Consider the following 16,107-nt stretch of genomic DNA (forward strand, 5'->3'; position numbering starts at 1 on the left):
CACTCAAGCTTATCGTGACCATAAAAGGTGCAGCTTAGACTGCACCTTTTTTATGTCTCTTATTAACAAATCAGAGAGTTAATGACCCACTCGGTCAATCACTTGGATAAGTTCCATGCGGATAGCGTCCGGTGTTTGGCTATGCCAGAACCCGGCTAAATAAGCGCCGAGTGGCAGGAGGAAGAGCGCCAATAATAACAAGACTAACAATCCTTTATGGCTAACTCTGTGACCCGATTTAAGGCCAAAACCGAGTGCCGCCGATTTAGGGCAGGCCGCCACACAGCGCATACAGGCTTGGCATTCGTCGCTGCGAACCGTGGTTTTGGTATGCACTATGATGTTGGCTGGGCAGGCGCGGGTGCATTTGTCGCACTTCATACCCTTGGTTTCGATCAGGCAATGCTGAGTATCGCGGCGGATTTTGAGTGGGCTGGCAAAACTTAACAGTCCGAGCATGGCACCATAGGGACACAAGTAGCGGCAAAAACCTTGGCGACGCCATGCGGCGAGGACGAGGATAAGAGCAAAGCAGGCTAAGGTAATAAGCCCTGGTGTGACAAAAAACAGTGCCATCTTAAGGTCGGCAATCTTGTGGTAGTTACCCTGCAGATAATAGGGAATCGACTCGCTTGGCATACCGATCACTACATAAAACAGTCCCAGCAGTAATAAGTATTTCAGCATCCGTAGTGGCCAGTCTAGCCATGCTGGGGGCGCAAGTTCTGCTTTGATAAAGCGTTTGCGTAAGGCGTAGAGGTATTCGCCGGCGAGTCCTAAGGGGCAGGCCCAGCCACAAAAGGCGCGTTTACAGAGTAGGCCTGTGAGTAGCACAGCGGCGAGCATCACTGCGGCGGCGGGATGGGTTTGGTCCCACAGGTTGAGCGTCAATATGGCTTTTAATTCAATCCCGCCGGCGATGGGCAAAAAGGCATCGACAACATCAGGGCGCATTAACCAAGGCGTGACCCCTTGTTTGAGTTGGATAGCATTAATGCAGTATTGGATGGCGACTAAAAACAACGAGAGTGCGAGCAGGTGTTGGCAACCTTCACGCAGGGCGTTGATTTTTATCTCGGCCTTATACTCCACCGGAGCAAACTTATGGGCAATAAGTGCAAGGGGCAAGGCAATGATTAGGGCGAGCGCCAAGGGCCAGTAGAGGCTAATCGCCACTGCGCCAACACTCAGGAGTAAGGTGGTCACTGCTCCCCATTTTTTACCGCTCCAATAGCTTAGGGAGGCGATATACATTAGGGCCAACATTAGGGTAAGGGATTCAATAAAGGTCATGTTAATACTGCAAATAGAATACACGTATTCAATCTGAGCAATCTTTTGTAGATAAGTTTATGAGCCTAAAGTGAATTTGTGCGTTAGATCCAATATTGATTGAATCATCACACTAAAGCGCGCCATCGCTCACAAAGCTAAAAATCTTAGCCTTGCACAAACGAAACTGGGAATGCAGGGAGGATAAAATCAACAGCAAACCGCCATCGCAGCTTGCCGAAGTGTTTAGAGGGTTAGAGCATCAGTGCTAAGCTGTTAATTCAGATTGGTTTGACGGAATTAACAGCCAGTTTGAGCAAGCTAAATGGCCTTACCCTTTTGAGTTCTCAAGGGCCTCGATAAATCGAGTAGACTCATTGATAGATTTATTCATTTCTTTGATTAAGCCTGAGATATCCGTTTGTAAGTTGGCAAATTCCCCTTTAATCGCGCCTATCGCTTGGGCATTTAAGTTATGCTTTAAATACAGCATATTGTCTTTCATGGCGGTGAGAATGGGCGGCATTTTAGATTCGGCGCGGCGCATGGTTTTAATCAGCTGCTCGTAGGAACGGCGGGTTTCCTTGAGCTTAGTTTCGCTGTTGCGGCGTAGGCTCGCTTTGCTGATCTCGCCGATTTCGGCTTGCCACTCATCGAATAGCGCCTCGGCAACATCTTCGACCTTGTTGATGCGATTACTTACATCATCGGCGGCACTTTGGGCTGACTCGTATTCATCTTTAGCCTTGTTATAGGCCTTTTCGAGGTTGCCACCATTGTGGTTGAGTAGGGCTTGCATCTCCTCGAGTGCTGAGCTGAACTCTTTTTGCGCATCCTCTTGGGATTCTTTCGCGGCTTTCACTCTGTCGACCATAATGTCGCGCTTGTGGTAGCCCACTTTTTCCATGGCACCGTAATAGGCACTCTGGCAGCCCGTCAGCAATAGCGTTGCCGCTATCAGACTAGAGGTGATCAATCTTTTCATTGGGTATTCCGTCACTGAGTCAGATGAAGTTAGTCGGCTTTAAAACGCGCCGCATCGATAATGCTCCAGAGGTGAAAGATAGCACCAATTACCGCGGGCACAATTAACCACCAAAGGGCGTAGCCGACTACAGTGACCACGAAGAATAGCAATGCTGCCAAAATTCGCCCTTGTAGCAGTTGGCCTAGGCCGGGGAAAAACAGACTAGCGATTGCGGCGATAACATTGCCAGTGGATCCTTGTTGTGACATCAATTCACTCCTTAGACTTGTAAATTAAGTGTTTATTGTACGAAGATAACGAGTCTATACCAACAGAATCAAGAGAAACCCGTGACTAAGAAGATAGATCTGGCACAAATTCGAGTCTTACTCCTTGGGATTTGGCACTTCCTGCTGCATTTACGCCAGCGCCTAGTAGAAGATCAAATCAATATTCGTGCGGGCCACTTGGCCTATGTCACCCTATTATCGCTCGTTCCTATGGTGGCGGTGACTATGTCTATGCTGTCGGCGTTTCCTGTGTTTAAGGGGATCCGCGGCCAAATTGAAGCCTTCGTTTACGAGAATTTTCTGCCCGCAGCGGGCGATACGGTACAAGTCTATATCAATGAATTTGTGGGTAATGCCTCTAAAGGCACAGCGGTGGGGATTGCGGCCTTAGTGGTGGTGGCGATTATGCTGATCTCCGCCATTGATAAGTCACTGAATAATATTTGGCGCACTAAGGAAAAACGTTCTGTGGTCGTGGCCTTTTCCATGTATTGGATGGTGATTACCTTAGGCCCTGTGCTGGTGGGGGCGAGCCTAGTCGCGACCTCCTATGTGGTGTCGTTAAAGCTGTTTGAGGGCGACACCTTATCTGGCGTAATGCCGCTGTTTATCGAACGTTTGCCGCTGTTATTTTCGGTGGCTGCGTTTTTACTGCTCTATATGGTGGTGCCGAATCAAAAGGTGAAGTTTTGGCACGCACTACTCGGTGCAGTGGTGGCGGCCTTGCTATTCGAGTTGGGGAAAAAAGGTTTTGCCTTGTATGTGACGAAATTTCCAAGTTATGAAGCCATTTATGGTGCGCTGGCGACCATTCCTATTCTATTTGTTTGGGTATATTTATCTTGGATGATCGTGCTGCTGGGCGCCGAAATTACCGCCGCCATGCCCGAGTATTTGGACTATGAGTCCAGTAGCGATATCAACGAAATTAACCTCGATGATCAGCCTTTAGCGGCGCAGGATACACCCGCCGCGCAGCCAGAAACCACATCCGCCCAATCAAACCAAGTGCTTGAGACGACAGGTGAACTTGCGGCAAACGCGCCTTCATCGACTACACTGGATAAGCCGTAGCTAAGTTATCATTCACCAAGACATTCAGCGAGCCTTATCCCACCTATGATCACTGATGCCCATCCGCTTGCTGCTTTTATCCGCCGTGATTGGCTGATGATGGGCAATGGGCAGCAGTTGCATCTCGCTCAATATGGTAATCCGCAGGGTATCCCGCTGCTTTATCTGCATGGTGGTCCTGGCGCAGGCGCTAGTGTGAGTGAGCTCAGTTTATTTAACCCCGAGCACTATTGGATTTTACTGTTAGATCAACGAGGTGCGGGGCAATCGCTGCCTGCTGGCGAGTTGGAACACAATCATTTAAATGGACTCATCAGCGATATTGAGGCGATTCGCATTCACTTAGGCATAGCGCGTTGGTGCTTAGCGGGTGGCTCATTTGGCGCCACCTTAGCCTTAATTTACAGTGGGTTATTTCCGCAGCGGGTAATAGCTCAAGTATTATGGGCGCTGTTTATTCCATCAAAAGAAGGGATTGAATGGCTCTATGCGCCCTCGGGCGCAGCGCAGTTATATCCACAGGCATACCGTGAATTTGCCGCGCCTTCTATTGGATTGGCGGATTTATTTACGCATTATCAGCTAGGATTTAACGCCCAAGATGAAGCAACTCGCCACGAATTTGCCCGCCGTTGGATCCAATGGGAATTAACCCTAGCGGGCGTACCAACTGGCCTACCTAAGCGGCTTGCGCCGCCGCTATTCGCCTTAGCTCAAATCGAGCTGCACTATGCGCAAAATGATTACTTCAATATGTTCAGTGTATTACAACGGGTGACATCTCAAGTCTCTGCGCGTACCCTGCTATTACAAGGCACGCAGGATGCCGTCTGTCCGGCACGCTTATTAGCCGCATTTGGGGCAAAAATTGATAACCCCAGGATACAAATCCACACTATTGTTGATGGCGGGCATTTGTTGAATAGTGAAATACTCTCACTTGCCGTCACACTCGAAATTCAAGCCATGTGGTCTTGGATAAAGCGACAGGAGTTTGCATGAAATTAGCTATGATTATTGCCGCCATTTTAGGATTAACGGCCTGCGCGGCCACCTCATCCTCAACCCCAGAACCTCAATCGTCATCTTTAGCTGTCGAGTCGACTGAGGCTCGCGCCCCTGTGGCGCCTAAAGTGGTGCAATTGGCTGGAATGACCAATGAGGTTGCTGCTGATGCTTTGTATCAGGCTTTCATCAATGCCAACTATTTAGCCACTAAAGTCGGGGCGGATAAGGTTGCGGTGCAATTTGGCAATAATGATTTTATGCTCGAACCCAGTATAAATGCTGCGGGGATTGACCGTATTCTGATGAACCGTTTTTATGCGGTGCATCCACAGTTGCAGGCCAGCCCCGAACTGCCTGCGGTGATTGGTGAGCTGAATGCCAAGCTCAATTTTGCTAAATTCGTGCTGCGTGAGCAGGGCGCAGTGGTCCAAATCCAAGGCACTGTGACCTTTGCCGATAAGGTCGAAATCGAGGAGCTTCGCCGTTTTATGCTGTGGACCGATGGCGGCTTGGCAGAAATCGCTAAGTCCTTGCCGGAGGGAATTGAGCAGTATCTGCGCCCAATTCCTTTGATGCCCGTTGTAAAGTCTTAATTTAAAGGAAAAGTTGTGATCGCTTTAATTCAAAGAGTCAGCCGCGCCAGTGTGGTTGTAGATAATCAAACCATAGGTGCAATCGATAAAGGCTTGTTAGTTTTACTTGGGGTTGAGCGGGAAGATAATCGCGAGAAGATGGAAAAGCTAGCTACTAAAGTAATGAGTTATCGAGTGTTTTCTGACGAAAATGGCAAAATGAATCTCAATTTGACTCAAGCGGGAGGCTCGCTTTTAGTGGTATCACAATTTACCTTGGCCGCCGATACGGAGCGTGGGCTAAGGCCGAGCTTTTCGGGTGCGGGCACACCAGAACAAGCGCTTGGCCTGTATGAAGAGTTTGTCGCCTTTTGCCGCGCCAAGGGCGTGACCACCGAAACAGGGCAATTTGCTGCTGATATGAAGGTTGAACTCGTCAACGATGGCCCAGTGACCTTCCATTTACAGGTTTAATCTCAATACGCTTGCACTAGTAAAGGAAAATGCCCATGGACGAATTATTAAACCAATTGCGCCAGACCTGGCACCGCACTATACCTGTGAGTGAGTTTATGCAGATCGCGCCGCTGTCATTTTCTGATGGTGAATTGAGCGTGAGTGCGCCACTCGCGCCGAATATCAATCTGCATCACACCATGTTTGCGGGCAGCATTTATACCCTTATGACGCTCACTGGTTGGGGCATGGTATGGCTGCAACAGCAACTCCTCAATGTGGATGGCGACATAGTGTTAGCCGATGCCCATATCCGTTACTTGGCGCCCATTCGCAATCAACCTATTGCACGCGTGGTATGGCAGGATGCCAGTTTAGCGGGCTTATCTATGGGGCGAAAAGCCAAAGTTCGACTTGTGGTTAAGCTTTACTGTGAAGATCTGCTCTGCGCTGAGTTTTCAGGCCTGTATATTAGCCTTCCAGGCATTAAGAAATAGTTGCGACTGTTTGATTTTTGTAAATTTTCATCGTTGATGTTGCCTTTAACTTGCAATAGAATCTTTGGCTTAATGCAACTTAAGTTGCATACGCCATGGTCCGTACGGTTATCACGTTTATGCTGTATGGCGCTATTTGCATTGATATTAAGGATAACCGATGCGATTTCTCTCCTGTGTGCTTATTGCTCTATTTTGTTTTCATCTCAGTGGTTGCGCCAATACCAAGTTAAATGCCAATAAATTACCAAAGGGTGTGGTGCTAAATAAAGCTATTACGCTCCCTGTGGATGTGAGTGTTGCTTATTATTTGCCCCATTCGCAGTTAAATAACCGTTTTTATTTAGAGAAATGGAATATTTGGGTCGATCTAGGAAAATCACTCAGTGATGGCGTGAAGGATGGTTTTGGTGCTTATTTTTCAAATGCTAAGTTATTAGACCGCACGCAAGCGAGTCAGTATGGACTGCTGATCGATATCGATCCTGAGTGGAAATTTGAGTCGGGTAAAGCAGAAATGATCATGAGCTATCGGGTATTTAATGGCTCCGATAAGCCCATTCGCGAAGGGCAAAAATCCTTTAAGGCAGATATTGGTTATTTAGGGGATGGTTTAGGTCTTTATAACGCCGCATTGCGTGCGACTCAATTAGTGATTGTCGATGTGCTAAACACGTTGACGCCGTCGGCTAGCTCCTATCCTGCACAGTATGCAATGAAGGATGTCTCGGCGAATTTGCTGGCAAATATGCAAAAGCCAGTCAGTACAGGAACAGGTTTTTATATTAATCCTCAGGGGCAAATTGTCACTGCGGCCCATGTACTCAAAAATTGCATGGTGACACAGGTGAATGTTGGCGGTAAATCCTTTGATGCGGCCGTAGAGGCTAGCTCGACCTTATTGGATTTAGCGGTCGTGAGTACGGGTACGCCAGTGGAGCAATACTTACCATTGCGTAAAGGTACAGAGATTTTCCTGGGCGAGGCGATTACCAATGTTGGCTATCCCTTGCAGGGATTATTGGCGGCCTCCCCCAATTTAACGCGCGGAAATATCAGCTCACGCGAGGCATTAAAGGGGGCGGTGGGGCAATTCCAGTTTTCGGCACCGATCCAGCCCGGCTCAAGTGGTGGCCCAGTTGTCTCTGACGGTGGGGAGCTATTAGGTATTACCGTCAGTACCTTAAATGTGACGAGTCTACGTGAATCGGGTGCATTGCCGCAGAATGTTAACTTTGCCCTTGATGCAAAATATGCTGCCCGCTTTTTAGATAAGCACCGCATTAGTTATCAGTCGGTTGAACCCAATATGAAGGGCGATATTCGAACGGCAAATGCGGCTGCACTTGGTGCTGTTGTTCAACTGAATTGCTATCAATAAGGATGTTTCCAATGCCATTTATGCTTCGTATTTTGATGCTGGGTTTGTTGCTCACTAGCCCGTTTGTTAAAGCGCAAACCACGGCACTTCCACCAGTATTTTTTATTAGTACCATTGATTCAACTGACTTTTATAACAAACTCAAGGGCACGCCATTATTTGAAAAAATGGATAAAGAGAATATCGGTAATCCATTGAAACTGATTGTGACCTATAAAATGGAACCTACAGCAGGGGGAGAAGCCGCGGGGCTAACCTCGGCGATTTTAGCCGGTGGCTCCCTAGGGTTGCTACCTATGGTGACTAATAATGATCTGGTGCTGACCTATGAGTTTAGGGTCCACAATGAGGTGGTTGCCAGCGTCAGCTACCGTGAGAATTTCACCAAGGCTCACAACATGTACTCCAATGAGGGAATGTATAGTCTAGATAAAGAGAGTTTGGCATGGGCGATGACCACGACTGATAAGTTTATGGTTGATATTCAAAACTCGCCTGAGCTTTCCCAGCTAATCAGTGAATACAACTATTATTTTGCTCAATAGTTCGAGTGATGCATCTCCATAAATGAAGGGCTAGCTTTGCTAGCCCTTCATTTAACCATTCTATTTTTTAGAAAGTAATCTCAAATTTTATCCGCTTTTTTTCTTTTTTATGGGCTAATAAACTAAGCCCATAGAGTCGAGAGCAAGCTGAAAGACTCTCAAGAATTTCAATTTTCGGAGCAGATTATGTCTAAAGTCCTAGTGTTAAAATCCAGTATTCTTGGCGGTTATTCACAATCTGCCTTGTTAGTTGACCACCTGATCGGTAAATGGGAAGACCAAGGCGCGACCATCACAGTTCGCGATTTAGCGGGTAAAGATGTGTTGCCAATGGTTGATGGCGAAATCGCCTCTGGCCTACGTGGCGGCGCTGAGTTAACTGCGCGTCAGCAAGAGATGCTCGACCTGTCGAACGCCTTAGTTGAAGAGTTAAAAGCGAACGACACTATCGTGATCACCGCGCCGATGTACAACTTCAACATTCCAACCCAACTGAAAAACTGGATTGATTTTGTGGCCCGTGCCGGTGTGACTTTCACTTATACCGAAAACGGTCCTAAAGGCTTAGTAGAAGGCAAACGCGCCGTGTTGATCACCACCCGTGGTGGCGCCCATAAAGATGGCCCAACCGATCACATTGTGCCTTTCTTAAAAACCTTCCTCGGCTTTATCGGTATCACCGACGTGGAAGTGGTATATGCTGAAGCGCTGAATATGGGCCCAGAAGCCAACCAAAAAGGTATCAGCGAAGCTAAAGCCAGTATCGATAAGTTAGCGGTTTAATCGTAAAGATAATAAAAAATGCCAGCGTAAATGCTGGCATTTTTGTTTACACAGAACGCGATTATTCGCACAGTTTGCAGCCAAGGTATATGGTGTTGGTTTCGATATAGCGAACCTTAGTGCTTGCTTGGCCACGGTTGCGGCTCACGCTGTAGCGGGTTTCGCGAACCACTTTGGACTGCGGCGGTTGTTCGCCGCTAGTTGGGCGCGGGCACTTTGTTGTCATCTGCACCTCCTCACGTATGGTTGCTTTGCTTAGGTTTTAGCTTGGCTGGCAGCAGACTAAATCTTTTAGCGAACCACCGTTGATCACACATTCAAAACCATTGGCCCTTAAAATATCGCAGCCCTTTTGGGCACGGATACCTGCGCCGCAGTAAAGCACAAACGGATGCTGTTTATTGTCAACCTGATGCAACCATTGGTCGAGTGTTGGCAGCGGCACGTTGATGGCCTGAGGCAAATGACCTGAGGCAAACTCCTCTGGTGAGCGCACATCGATAACGCGCGCACCTTGATCAATCAATTGCCAACATTTTTCACCGTTGCTGCTACCAGATAATTTAGCCAGTAAAGATTGAAACATAGCTTTGCCTCTATGATTAGAAAATTTTCAATAAGTTTATTCTAATGAATTGGTGAGCGCAAGCGGCAATCTGTTGGGTGCTTGGCTTGTCGGCGTTACTCGGTGGCAGGCGTTTCCCTGTGGTAATGGATAAGATCATGAAACACCACGGGTTGATCGCTTAAGTTGCGGTAACCGTGGGGTTTATCGGCGGCAAAGCGCACGGCTTCGCCCTGCTGTAATGGCTGCCACTGGCCATCGACTAACACTTCCATGGTGCCGCTCAGTACAATCACATGCTCGGTCACGCCCGCCTCATGGGGCTCGGAAAGGCGCTCATAGTGCGGTAATAGGGTGAGTTCAAACATCTCAAAACCAAAGCGTGGCTCAAAGGGAAATAGCGACGCCACTAACATACCATCGGTTGCAGGCTTTTGGCGTAATGCATCGGCGTTACGAAAGACCGCGCCTTGGCTCTCGGGTGTCGGTTCCAGAAAAGTTGAGAGTGAGGTATTAAAACCGCTAGCGATTTTCCACAGGGTGGCAATGGTGGGGCTAGATTCGCCGCGCTCAATCTGGCCTATCATGGCCTTGCTTACGCCTGTCTCGAGTGCCGCTTTATCTAAACTCCAACCCTTTTGGCTGCGCAGTTGTTTTAGGGTCGCGGCAAGATAGCTGTTGATGGTCTGCATTGTGGTCTGATGCTTAAAAAATTATTTGTACGTTATAACGCACAGGTGCTATCTTGTCCATCTTGTGCGTTATAGCGCACGGGCAATGGTGCGATGCTCGAGGCAAAGGTAGGAGTAGGGATGATGTGGCGCGAGGCTTTGGGACTATCAAAAATATCGGCGGGCTTTATTGCCGTGCTGGTGGGCTACAGTAGTTCTGCGGTGATTATCCTGCAGGCGGCGGATGCCGTGGGTGCGACATCGGCACAAATGAGTTCATGGCTGTGGGCTTTGGGGGTCGGCATGGGGCTCACCAGTATTGGCCTGTCTCTCTATTATAAAAATCCGGTGCTTACGGCATGGTCGACCCCCGGGGCGGCGCTAATGGTCACCAGCCTGGCGGGATTGAGTATCCACGAAGCCGTTGGTGCCTTCCTGATTAGCTCTTTGTTGATCGCCCTCTGCGGCTTGGCGGGCTGGATGGATAAGCTTATTCGTATCATGCCGCAGTCAGTCGCTTCGGCCATGTTAGCTGGGATTTTACTGCAGTTTGGTTTAGGACTGTTTCAAGCAATGCAGACTCAGCTGAGCTTAATCCTATTGATGTTATTAGTGTTTGTTGTGCTTAAGCCATGGGTGCCGCGCTACATTATGTTGCTCACCCTCGTTGCGGGAATAGGGATGAGTTATCAATTGGATCTACTGCAACTCGATAAGCTTGAACTGCAATTCGCGGCTCCCGTATGGATAGCGCCTGCGTTTTCGGTCACCAGCGTAGTGGGCGTGGCGCTGCCCTTATTTGTGGTGACTATGGCCTCACAAAATATGCCAGGGGTGGCAGCGCTGCACGGCCATGGTTATCGCCCGCCTATCTCGCCATTAATTACCGTGACGGGTCTGATGGGCGTATTGTTTGCCCCCTTTGGCGGTTTTGCCTTTAACTTATCCGCCATTACAGCGGCCATTTGCATGGGAAAAGAGGCTGACCTTAATCCTGCCACCCGTTACTGGGCGGCGGTATGGGGCGGTGTGTTTTACTTTATCACTGGCTTACTCGGCGCCACTGTAGTTGGGCTCTTCGCCGCGTTTCCGAAGGAGTTAGTGCTCGCGATTGCAGGATTAGCCCTGCTTGGCACCATAGGTAACAGTCTAACCGCAGCGCTCGCGGATAACGACGAGCGAGAAGTGGCGGTGATTACGTTTCTCGTCACCGCATCAGGGTTTAGTTTATTGGGGATTGGCAGTGCCTTCTGGGGATTATTACTCGGATTTTTAATGCATTATTGGCACAAGCATCGCGCCTTAACCACAACTAAACAGGCAAAAGCTTAGCTGTGGCTAGGTCTAGATTGAGGTTTGCTACCTTAGTGGATTGATGTGTGCAGAGGCCTAGAGCTTTTTGGTCATAAACAGGCTATTGGGGTCGAGCGTGTAATCGGCAAAGGGGCCACACAGCTCGAAGCCAAACTTAGCGTAGAGAGAACGTGCAGGCTGAAAAAAGGCCATCGAGCCGGTTTCTAAACTGAGGCGCTGCACGCCTGCGGCTTTGGCGTCATTGATCAAGTGCTGCAGAATCTGGGATGCCACGCCTTGTTGTTTGTAAGTCGCTGCGGTGCGCATCGATTTGATCTCCGCATGCTCGGAATCTAACCATTTTAGTGCACCGCAGCCCGTCAGATTTCGGCCATCCCACAGTGTCCAAAAGCGAATATTGGGTTGGCGCAGGCCATCCAAGTCTAATGCGTGCACACTTTCCGGCGGCGAGGTTGCTCGCATATCTTCAAGGTGCTCAGTTAAAAGTGCTGCAATTTCAGGCCCTTTTAGATCATCTAGTATTATTTTCATCGTTGCTCTCAAGATTAAAATTCCCTGTGTTGTCACTTATCCATCATAGCGTTAACGTGCTTGGTTGTTTTTAGGGTTAAAACGCAGCGGTGACTAAGCAAAGGGTAGGCCAAGAGTTTTTGCTAAAAGGGATGATGCTTCATCCCTTGGTTTGTATCGAGAGGCGAGCAAGAAAGCTTGTGCTTACTTTTGTTTGAAGGCAAGGCAAAAACATATTATGTTATTGTCTTATATTAAGCGTTTTAATTTTTACTAAAACTACAGGGATTGTTATGTTAAGGAAGATCGTTTTCTTTTTATTTGTTCTACTCGTTTTAATTTTTATTACATTGTATTTTTTTGAAAATAATAATGAAGCTAGTGTTAACGATACATCCTTTATGAAAGATAGCCATATCGTTTTGGTCGATGATTCTAACTCTGCTAATGTTAATTTTGATGTATCAACAAATATAAAAGAGCCACGAGCAAGTGATAGTTCCTTGCACTCTTTGACTGAGCATAAAATGGAGCTTAATGGAGGTTATGATACAGGGATAGTTAGTGATGACAATGTTGTTGATAGTACTAAGCTAAATTCAGTTTTGGCTTCAGCTAACTTTTACGAAATTATAGATGTTTTCTCGACGATGCCAGACAAGTCGTTTGAAACAATAGTTTTTGAGAACAGTATTAGTGAGTTTTTAAATAAGTCAAAATATAGTTCTATTCTAAATGAGTACCGTGTGTCATGTGATAATAAAATTTGTTTTGGATATTTTATATTTTCAGAGCAAGATGACTTTACTCATTTCTACAATGAGTTTAGCGTTAGTAATAATAGTCCAATGAATAAGTCTGGTTATGTAAACTATTTAATGGTTACAAACAATGCTAAAGGGGGAAATGAGTATAGGATATCATTTAATTCAGACCCTTTAGTTAAATCAATCACTGCACCGAAATAGTTGCACCATTGGCAAAATAGGACGGGCAGAATTGGATGGTGATTGGCGAGGCGACCGCCCCTGTATCCTCGGGAACTGAAAAAGTTATGCCTGTCCGATCTTATTCCTTGGTTCCTAACGCCTGCGTAATAGGCGCGAGCTTGCGAGCGTCCTAATTGACGCGCTTGTTAGCTGCTTAAACGACCTGAACATTTTGATATTGAGCCCTGGACGCATAAGCAATTGTATTTGGTGGCGTTGATGAAGTTGCCACCCATGTGAGCATATGGGTGAAAAGTGTAAATAAATTTTTATCGCTTTGATCTACAAAAGCCCAGTTGTTGTTTTGGTTGGCAGTGCTTATTTGTAAGGCAGGAAAAGACTTTAACCTCCATAGCACTCCTTTACCAAGGACTACGACCATATCTACAAGCTTGTCAGGTGAAACGTTATTTTGCTGAACGTAGTTCACTAGCCAATTCGCAACAGTACTCATATTCGCAGGCCCATCAAATGCCACTGCGTAGGATATTACTTCCTGAGGAGTTGATCCGACAGACATTCCAGAGAATGGCTGTCTAGTGAGCGACTTGTGGACGTTTGTGGCCCTGCAAGTGTTATCTAATTCAGCCTGCGTTAAAACAGACTTGCTCTCTATAACAGCCATTGCGCCCTCTACAAGATATGCAGAATCTGTTGAGGAGTAAGAAATTTTTGGCATATCACGTCGATACACTACAACATCTGCTTGAGGTCGATAGCTACCTCGAGGAGGGTTAGGTTGGGAATTAACATCAATAATTTCACCTTGCCCTATTTCCAAAGTGGAGGGTAAGTGACTGGAAAGAAAGTCTCTAATGAACCACTCTCTAGGTCCACCTCTTAGATTAGGGTGGCCAGCATTAGTCGCCGTTCTGCTTTGCGCTAATAGAACTTCCTCTATTGCATTTATATGAGAAATTAGCATATTACTCCTTGCAGCTAACAGTGTATTACCCGCACTTCTAATGAAACCCAAACCATAATGGACTCGAAGTTTGAGAAATAAGAGTAAATAATTCAAATGTGCCAGTAACTTAGCATCCATTACGGTGAGTTTCCAATCTTTTTTCATGCAGAAAAAGCGAGACTTTATATACCAAGAAGTATTTTGGCGCGGTATGTAAATCAGAAAACATGAAAAGACTAATATTTTTAGTTGCTTAATGTTTTTTTGAAATTAAAAAACGATACTCCTTTGGCTCGTTTTCCCCGAGGGTTGTCACTTTTCTATTATACCTGTACTTATACAGTCATAAGCGGGACGTAAATTGCATTTTTAAACAACTGAGAAAATCTAAAGCGGTAAAAATGATAAGAAATTCTAATGTAATTTAATCGGCCACCCACAGTTAATTCTTTTGGTACGCAGATATAACTACTTAAATTTCATGGTGTTATTTTGGTTTAGGCCGTATAAGCCAGCAGGTTACGCTGATGCTCGAAAGGCAAACCATGGTGATTGGCGAGACGACCGTCCGCCCCATGGACGGGGCGGTCGAGCATCCAAGGATGGACTGGCTGCGTGTCGTCGAGCCTATACCATGGTTGGCCTCACTCCGTGGCGTGTCGTCGAGTCACTACCATGGTTGGCCTCACTCCGTGGCGTGTCGTCGAGTCACTACCGTGGTTGGCCTCTCTCCGTGGAGTGTCGTTGAGTCAGTATCATGGTTGGTCTCACTCCCACGGAAAATACATCAGTTCTATAAAAAGAGTGAGCTATTTCAGATGATGTTGGGGTAGCTGTGGTTGACCTAACAGGGCAACGATGAGGATGAAGTCGTCTTCTTTGGTGAAGTAGGCGGTGTGTTTACCGATAGGAAAGTAGAAACCGTTGGGGTAAATATCGTTGCAGCTTCTGCCTAATCCGGGGTTATCGGCTAACATTTGCAAGCCGGATATTAGGCTTTCTTTGTATTTGTGCCACTGCGACTCAGAAAAGTGTTGAAGGGTGTAGTCTTTAATCTTTAGTAAGTGAGTCTGAGCTAACTTACTCAGTTTATAGCGTTTATTATTCATGTGAGCTGCTACAGGGCGCTAAGAAAATCTTCGCCATCAACCACATTGCCCTTTGCTAAATCTTCTTTGGCTGCGTTGAAACAGTGCTTCAGATAGTCGGCTTTCATCGCCTCAAGCTGTTCGTAATCGTGGATAGACATAACCACAACTGCATCTTTACTGTTTTTGCTGATCTTGATGGGTTCACGTTGAGCGTTTAGTAGCAACTCACCAAAATTTCGTTTGGCGTCATTGGCGGTTAAGGTTTGCATGAGTTAAGCCCCGTTTTGGAAAGACAGTGGCAGTATAGTTTATTGAGCGAAATGGTCAAAATGATTAAATCGTGCGATTTGTGCTAATGATGGGTTATCTTGATTCGCTTGATGGTGACTTGCCTACAAATGAGATCAACAAGCCGAGATGATTCTCGGCTTGTTGTTAACGCTTTTGCTCATCTAAAGTGGATTAGTAGTACTTCTTCAGATAGCTCTCGGCGTAGCTTTTCAGCTTTTTGTTTGGGTTGTTGTTGGCAATATTTTCAATCACTTCACGGTATTGGGGATTACCGGATGCGGCGAGGGCCTTGGCCATATTGGCGTAGGTGTCGATGGCTAACTTGTCGTTACTCATCAAACGTGGATTTTTCAGCTCAACGCTCAGGCATTCTAGCAAAAAGTCATCGTAGTTTTGATCGTCCATCATGCGTTTGGCTGCGAGGCGCATTAGCTCTAAATCATTGCTTTTAAAGGCGTTGGCATAGGCATTATTTTTAGTACTTTGCTCGGCCACATATTGGCTTTTATCGCCTAAAATAGCATTCCATTTTTTATACTGGTCAAGATTTTCAAGGGCTTGGGTGGCGTATTTTTTCAGCTTCTTATGGTAGTCGCCATTGATAATATTGTTGATGGTGCCGCTGTATTTATCGTTCCCTGAGTAAGCTAACCCTTTGACTAACCAAGCGCTGTAGTCGATAGCATTTTTCTCGGTGGCTTGTGGCAGCGATGCGATAAGTTTGGCCTCTAACACATCGTAAATGGCGGGATCGGATAATCCGGCAAGCGTCAGGGCTTCGATAGCTTGTTTTTGCTTAAATTGATTGTCGCCTTTAAAAATTTCTTGATAGGTTTCAACCGTATAATCCTGCGCCCACACCGGCGAGGCCAGTAAACTGATACCGAGTAAAATGCTTGCAACTAATGGTTTCATTGATATGTC

At 46.7% G+C, this 16,107-nt stretch carries 21 protein-coding genes; 10 read left to right on the plus strand and 11 right to left on the minus strand.

Going from position 1 to position 16,107, the window contains the following annotated elements:
- Nucleotides 1-78: 78 nt before the first annotated feature.
- From JM642_RS01680 to JM642_RS01690, 3 genes are all read right to left on the minus strand, one after another.
- Nucleotides 79-1,293, minus strand: coding sequence for a 4Fe-4S binding protein (locus JM642_RS01680; protein ID WP_203432557.1), 1,215 nt, complete (start codon nt 1,291-1,293; stop codon nt 79-81).
- 310 nt (nt 1,294-1,603) lie between these two features.
- The gene (locus JM642_RS01685; protein WP_099457309.1) at nt 1,604-2,257 is read right to left on the minus strand and encodes a DUF2959 domain-containing protein; all 654 of its coding nucleotides are present in this window, start codon (nt 2,255-2,257) and stop codon (nt 1,604-1,606) included.
- 29 nt (nt 2,258-2,286) lie between these two features.
- Nucleotides 2,287-2,508, minus strand: coding sequence for a hypothetical protein (locus JM642_RS01690; RefSeq protein ID WP_037423215.1), 222 nt, complete (start codon nt 2,506-2,508; stop codon nt 2,287-2,289).
- Nucleotides 2,509-2,589: 81 nt separating this feature from the next.
- Between JM642_RS01690 and JM642_RS01695 the strand changes: the two genes are divergently transcribed.
- The 8 genes from JM642_RS01695 (at nt 2,590) to azoR (ending at nt 8,845) form a co-directional block, all read left to right on the plus strand.
- Nucleotides 2,590-3,603: a virulence factor BrkB family protein gene (locus JM642_RS01695; RefSeq protein ID WP_203432558.1), complete on the plus strand. Its 1,014-nt coding sequence runs from the start codon at nt 2,590-2,592 to the stop codon at nt 3,601-3,603.
- Between the two features lie 45 nt (nt 3,604-3,648).
- Nucleotides 3,649-4,605, plus strand: a complete 957-nt coding sequence (locus tag JM642_RS01700; protein ID WP_239000477.1) for an alpha/beta fold hydrolase — start codon at nt 3,649-3,651, stop codon at nt 4,603-4,605.
- Entirely contained in the window at nt 4,602-5,204 is a 603-nt protein-coding gene (locus JM642_RS01705) for a hypothetical protein (RefSeq protein ID WP_203432559.1), read from the plus strand. Before JM642_RS01700 ends, JM642_RS01705 begins: the two co-directional genes overlap by 4 nt.
- Before the next feature lie 15 nt (nt 5,205-5,219).
- Complete coding sequence (gene dtd / locus JM642_RS01710; protein WP_037423224.1) at nt 5,220-5,657, plus strand: D-aminoacyl-tRNA deacylase; 438 nt, start codon at nt 5,220-5,222, stop codon at nt 5,655-5,657.
- A gap of 35 nt (nt 5,658-5,692) precedes the next feature.
- Nucleotides 5,693-6,136 (plus strand): thioesterase domain-containing protein, encoded by a 444-nt coding sequence (locus JM642_RS01715; protein ID WP_203432560.1) that lies wholly within the window; start codon nt 5,693-5,695, stop codon nt 6,134-6,136.
- 160 nt (nt 6,137-6,296) lie between these two features.
- The gene (locus JM642_RS01720; protein WP_203432561.1) at nt 6,297-7,517 is read left to right on the plus strand and encodes a serine protease; all 1,221 of its coding nucleotides are present in this window, start codon (nt 6,297-6,299) and stop codon (nt 7,515-7,517) included.
- 11 nt (nt 7,518-7,528) lie between these two features.
- A complete protein-coding gene (locus tag JM642_RS01725) occupies nt 7,529-8,062 on the plus strand; it encodes a hypothetical protein (protein WP_172588044.1) in 534 nt (177 codons plus the stop codon).
- Between the two features lie 186 nt (nt 8,063-8,248).
- Nucleotides 8,249-8,845 carry an FMN-dependent NADH-azoreductase gene (gene azoR, locus JM642_RS01730; protein ID WP_037423238.1) on the plus strand — a complete coding sequence of 199 codons (597 nt, stop codon included), beginning with the start codon at nt 8,249-8,251 and terminating at the stop codon, nt 8,843-8,845.
- 61 nt (nt 8,846-8,906) lie between these two features.
- Here the strand turns inward: azoR and JM642_RS01735 are convergent, their stop codons facing one another.
- The 3 genes from JM642_RS01735 to JM642_RS01745 form a co-directional block, all read right to left on the minus strand.
- Entirely contained in the window at nt 8,907-9,071 is a 165-nt protein-coding gene (locus JM642_RS01735) for a hypothetical protein (RefSeq protein ID WP_203432562.1), read from the minus strand.
- Between the two features lie 36 nt (nt 9,072-9,107).
- The gene (locus tag JM642_RS01740; RefSeq protein ID WP_144376060.1) at nt 9,108-9,431 is read right to left on the minus strand and encodes a rhodanese-like domain-containing protein; all 324 of its coding nucleotides are present in this window, start codon (nt 9,429-9,431) and stop codon (nt 9,108-9,110) included.
- A gap of 95 nt (nt 9,432-9,526) precedes the next feature.
- The gene (locus tag JM642_RS01745) at nt 9,527-10,102 is read right to left on the minus strand and encodes an XRE family transcriptional regulator (RefSeq protein WP_144345219.1); all 576 of its coding nucleotides are present in this window, start codon (nt 10,100-10,102) and stop codon (nt 9,527-9,529) included.
- Nucleotides 10,103-10,225: 123 nt separating this feature from the next.
- Between JM642_RS01745 and JM642_RS01750 the strand changes: the two genes are divergently transcribed.
- Nucleotides 10,226-11,413 carry a benzoate/H(+) symporter BenE family transporter gene (locus JM642_RS01750; protein WP_203433697.1) on the plus strand — a complete coding sequence of 396 codons (1,188 nt, stop codon included), beginning with the start codon at nt 10,226-10,228 and terminating at the stop codon, nt 11,411-11,413.
- Between the two features lie 57 nt (nt 11,414-11,470).
- Here JM642_RS01750 and JM642_RS01755 read toward each other — a convergent pair whose 3' ends face one another.
- On the minus strand, nt 11,471-11,926 hold the full coding sequence (locus JM642_RS01755; protein WP_203432563.1) for a GNAT family N-acetyltransferase: 456 nt from the start codon (nt 11,924-11,926) through the stop codon (nt 11,471-11,473).
- Nucleotides 11,927-12,198: 272 nt separating this feature from the next.
- On the opposite strand from JM642_RS01755, the gene JM642_RS01760 reads away from it, so the two are divergent.
- Complete coding sequence (locus tag JM642_RS01760) at nt 12,199-12,873, plus strand: hypothetical protein (protein ID WP_203432564.1); 675 nt, start codon at nt 12,199-12,201, stop codon at nt 12,871-12,873.
- A gap of 175 nt (nt 12,874-13,048) precedes the next feature.
- Here the strand turns inward: JM642_RS01760 and JM642_RS01765 are convergent, their stop codons facing one another.
- From JM642_RS01765 to JM642_RS01780, 4 genes are all read right to left on the minus strand, one after another.
- The gene (locus JM642_RS01765) at nt 13,049-13,966 is read right to left on the minus strand and encodes a DUF6602 domain-containing protein (RefSeq protein WP_203432565.1); all 918 of its coding nucleotides are present in this window, start codon (nt 13,964-13,966) and stop codon (nt 13,049-13,051) included.
- Between the two features lie 644 nt (nt 13,967-14,610).
- Nucleotides 14,611-14,910 carry a type II toxin-antitoxin system RelE/ParE family toxin gene (locus JM642_RS01770; protein WP_203432566.1) on the minus strand — a complete coding sequence of 100 codons (300 nt, stop codon included), beginning with the start codon at nt 14,908-14,910 and terminating at the stop codon, nt 14,611-14,613.
- An 8-nt stretch (nt 14,911-14,918) separates the two neighbouring features.
- Nucleotides 14,919-15,161 carry a type II toxin-antitoxin system Phd/YefM family antitoxin gene (locus JM642_RS01775; protein ID WP_203432567.1) on the minus strand — a complete coding sequence of 81 codons (243 nt, stop codon included), beginning with the start codon at nt 15,159-15,161 and terminating at the stop codon, nt 14,919-14,921.
- A 193-nt stretch (nt 15,162-15,354) separates the two neighbouring features.
- A complete protein-coding gene (locus tag JM642_RS01780; RefSeq protein ID WP_203432568.1) occupies nt 15,355-16,098 on the minus strand; it encodes a hypothetical protein in 744 nt (247 codons plus the stop codon).
- Nucleotides 16,099-16,107 lie beyond the last annotated feature (9 nt).

Origin of the sequence: Shewanella sp. LZH-2, assembly GCF_016859145.1 — a bacterium.
GTDB lineage: Bacteria > Pseudomonadota > Gammaproteobacteria > Enterobacterales > Shewanellaceae > Shewanella > Shewanella xiamenensis.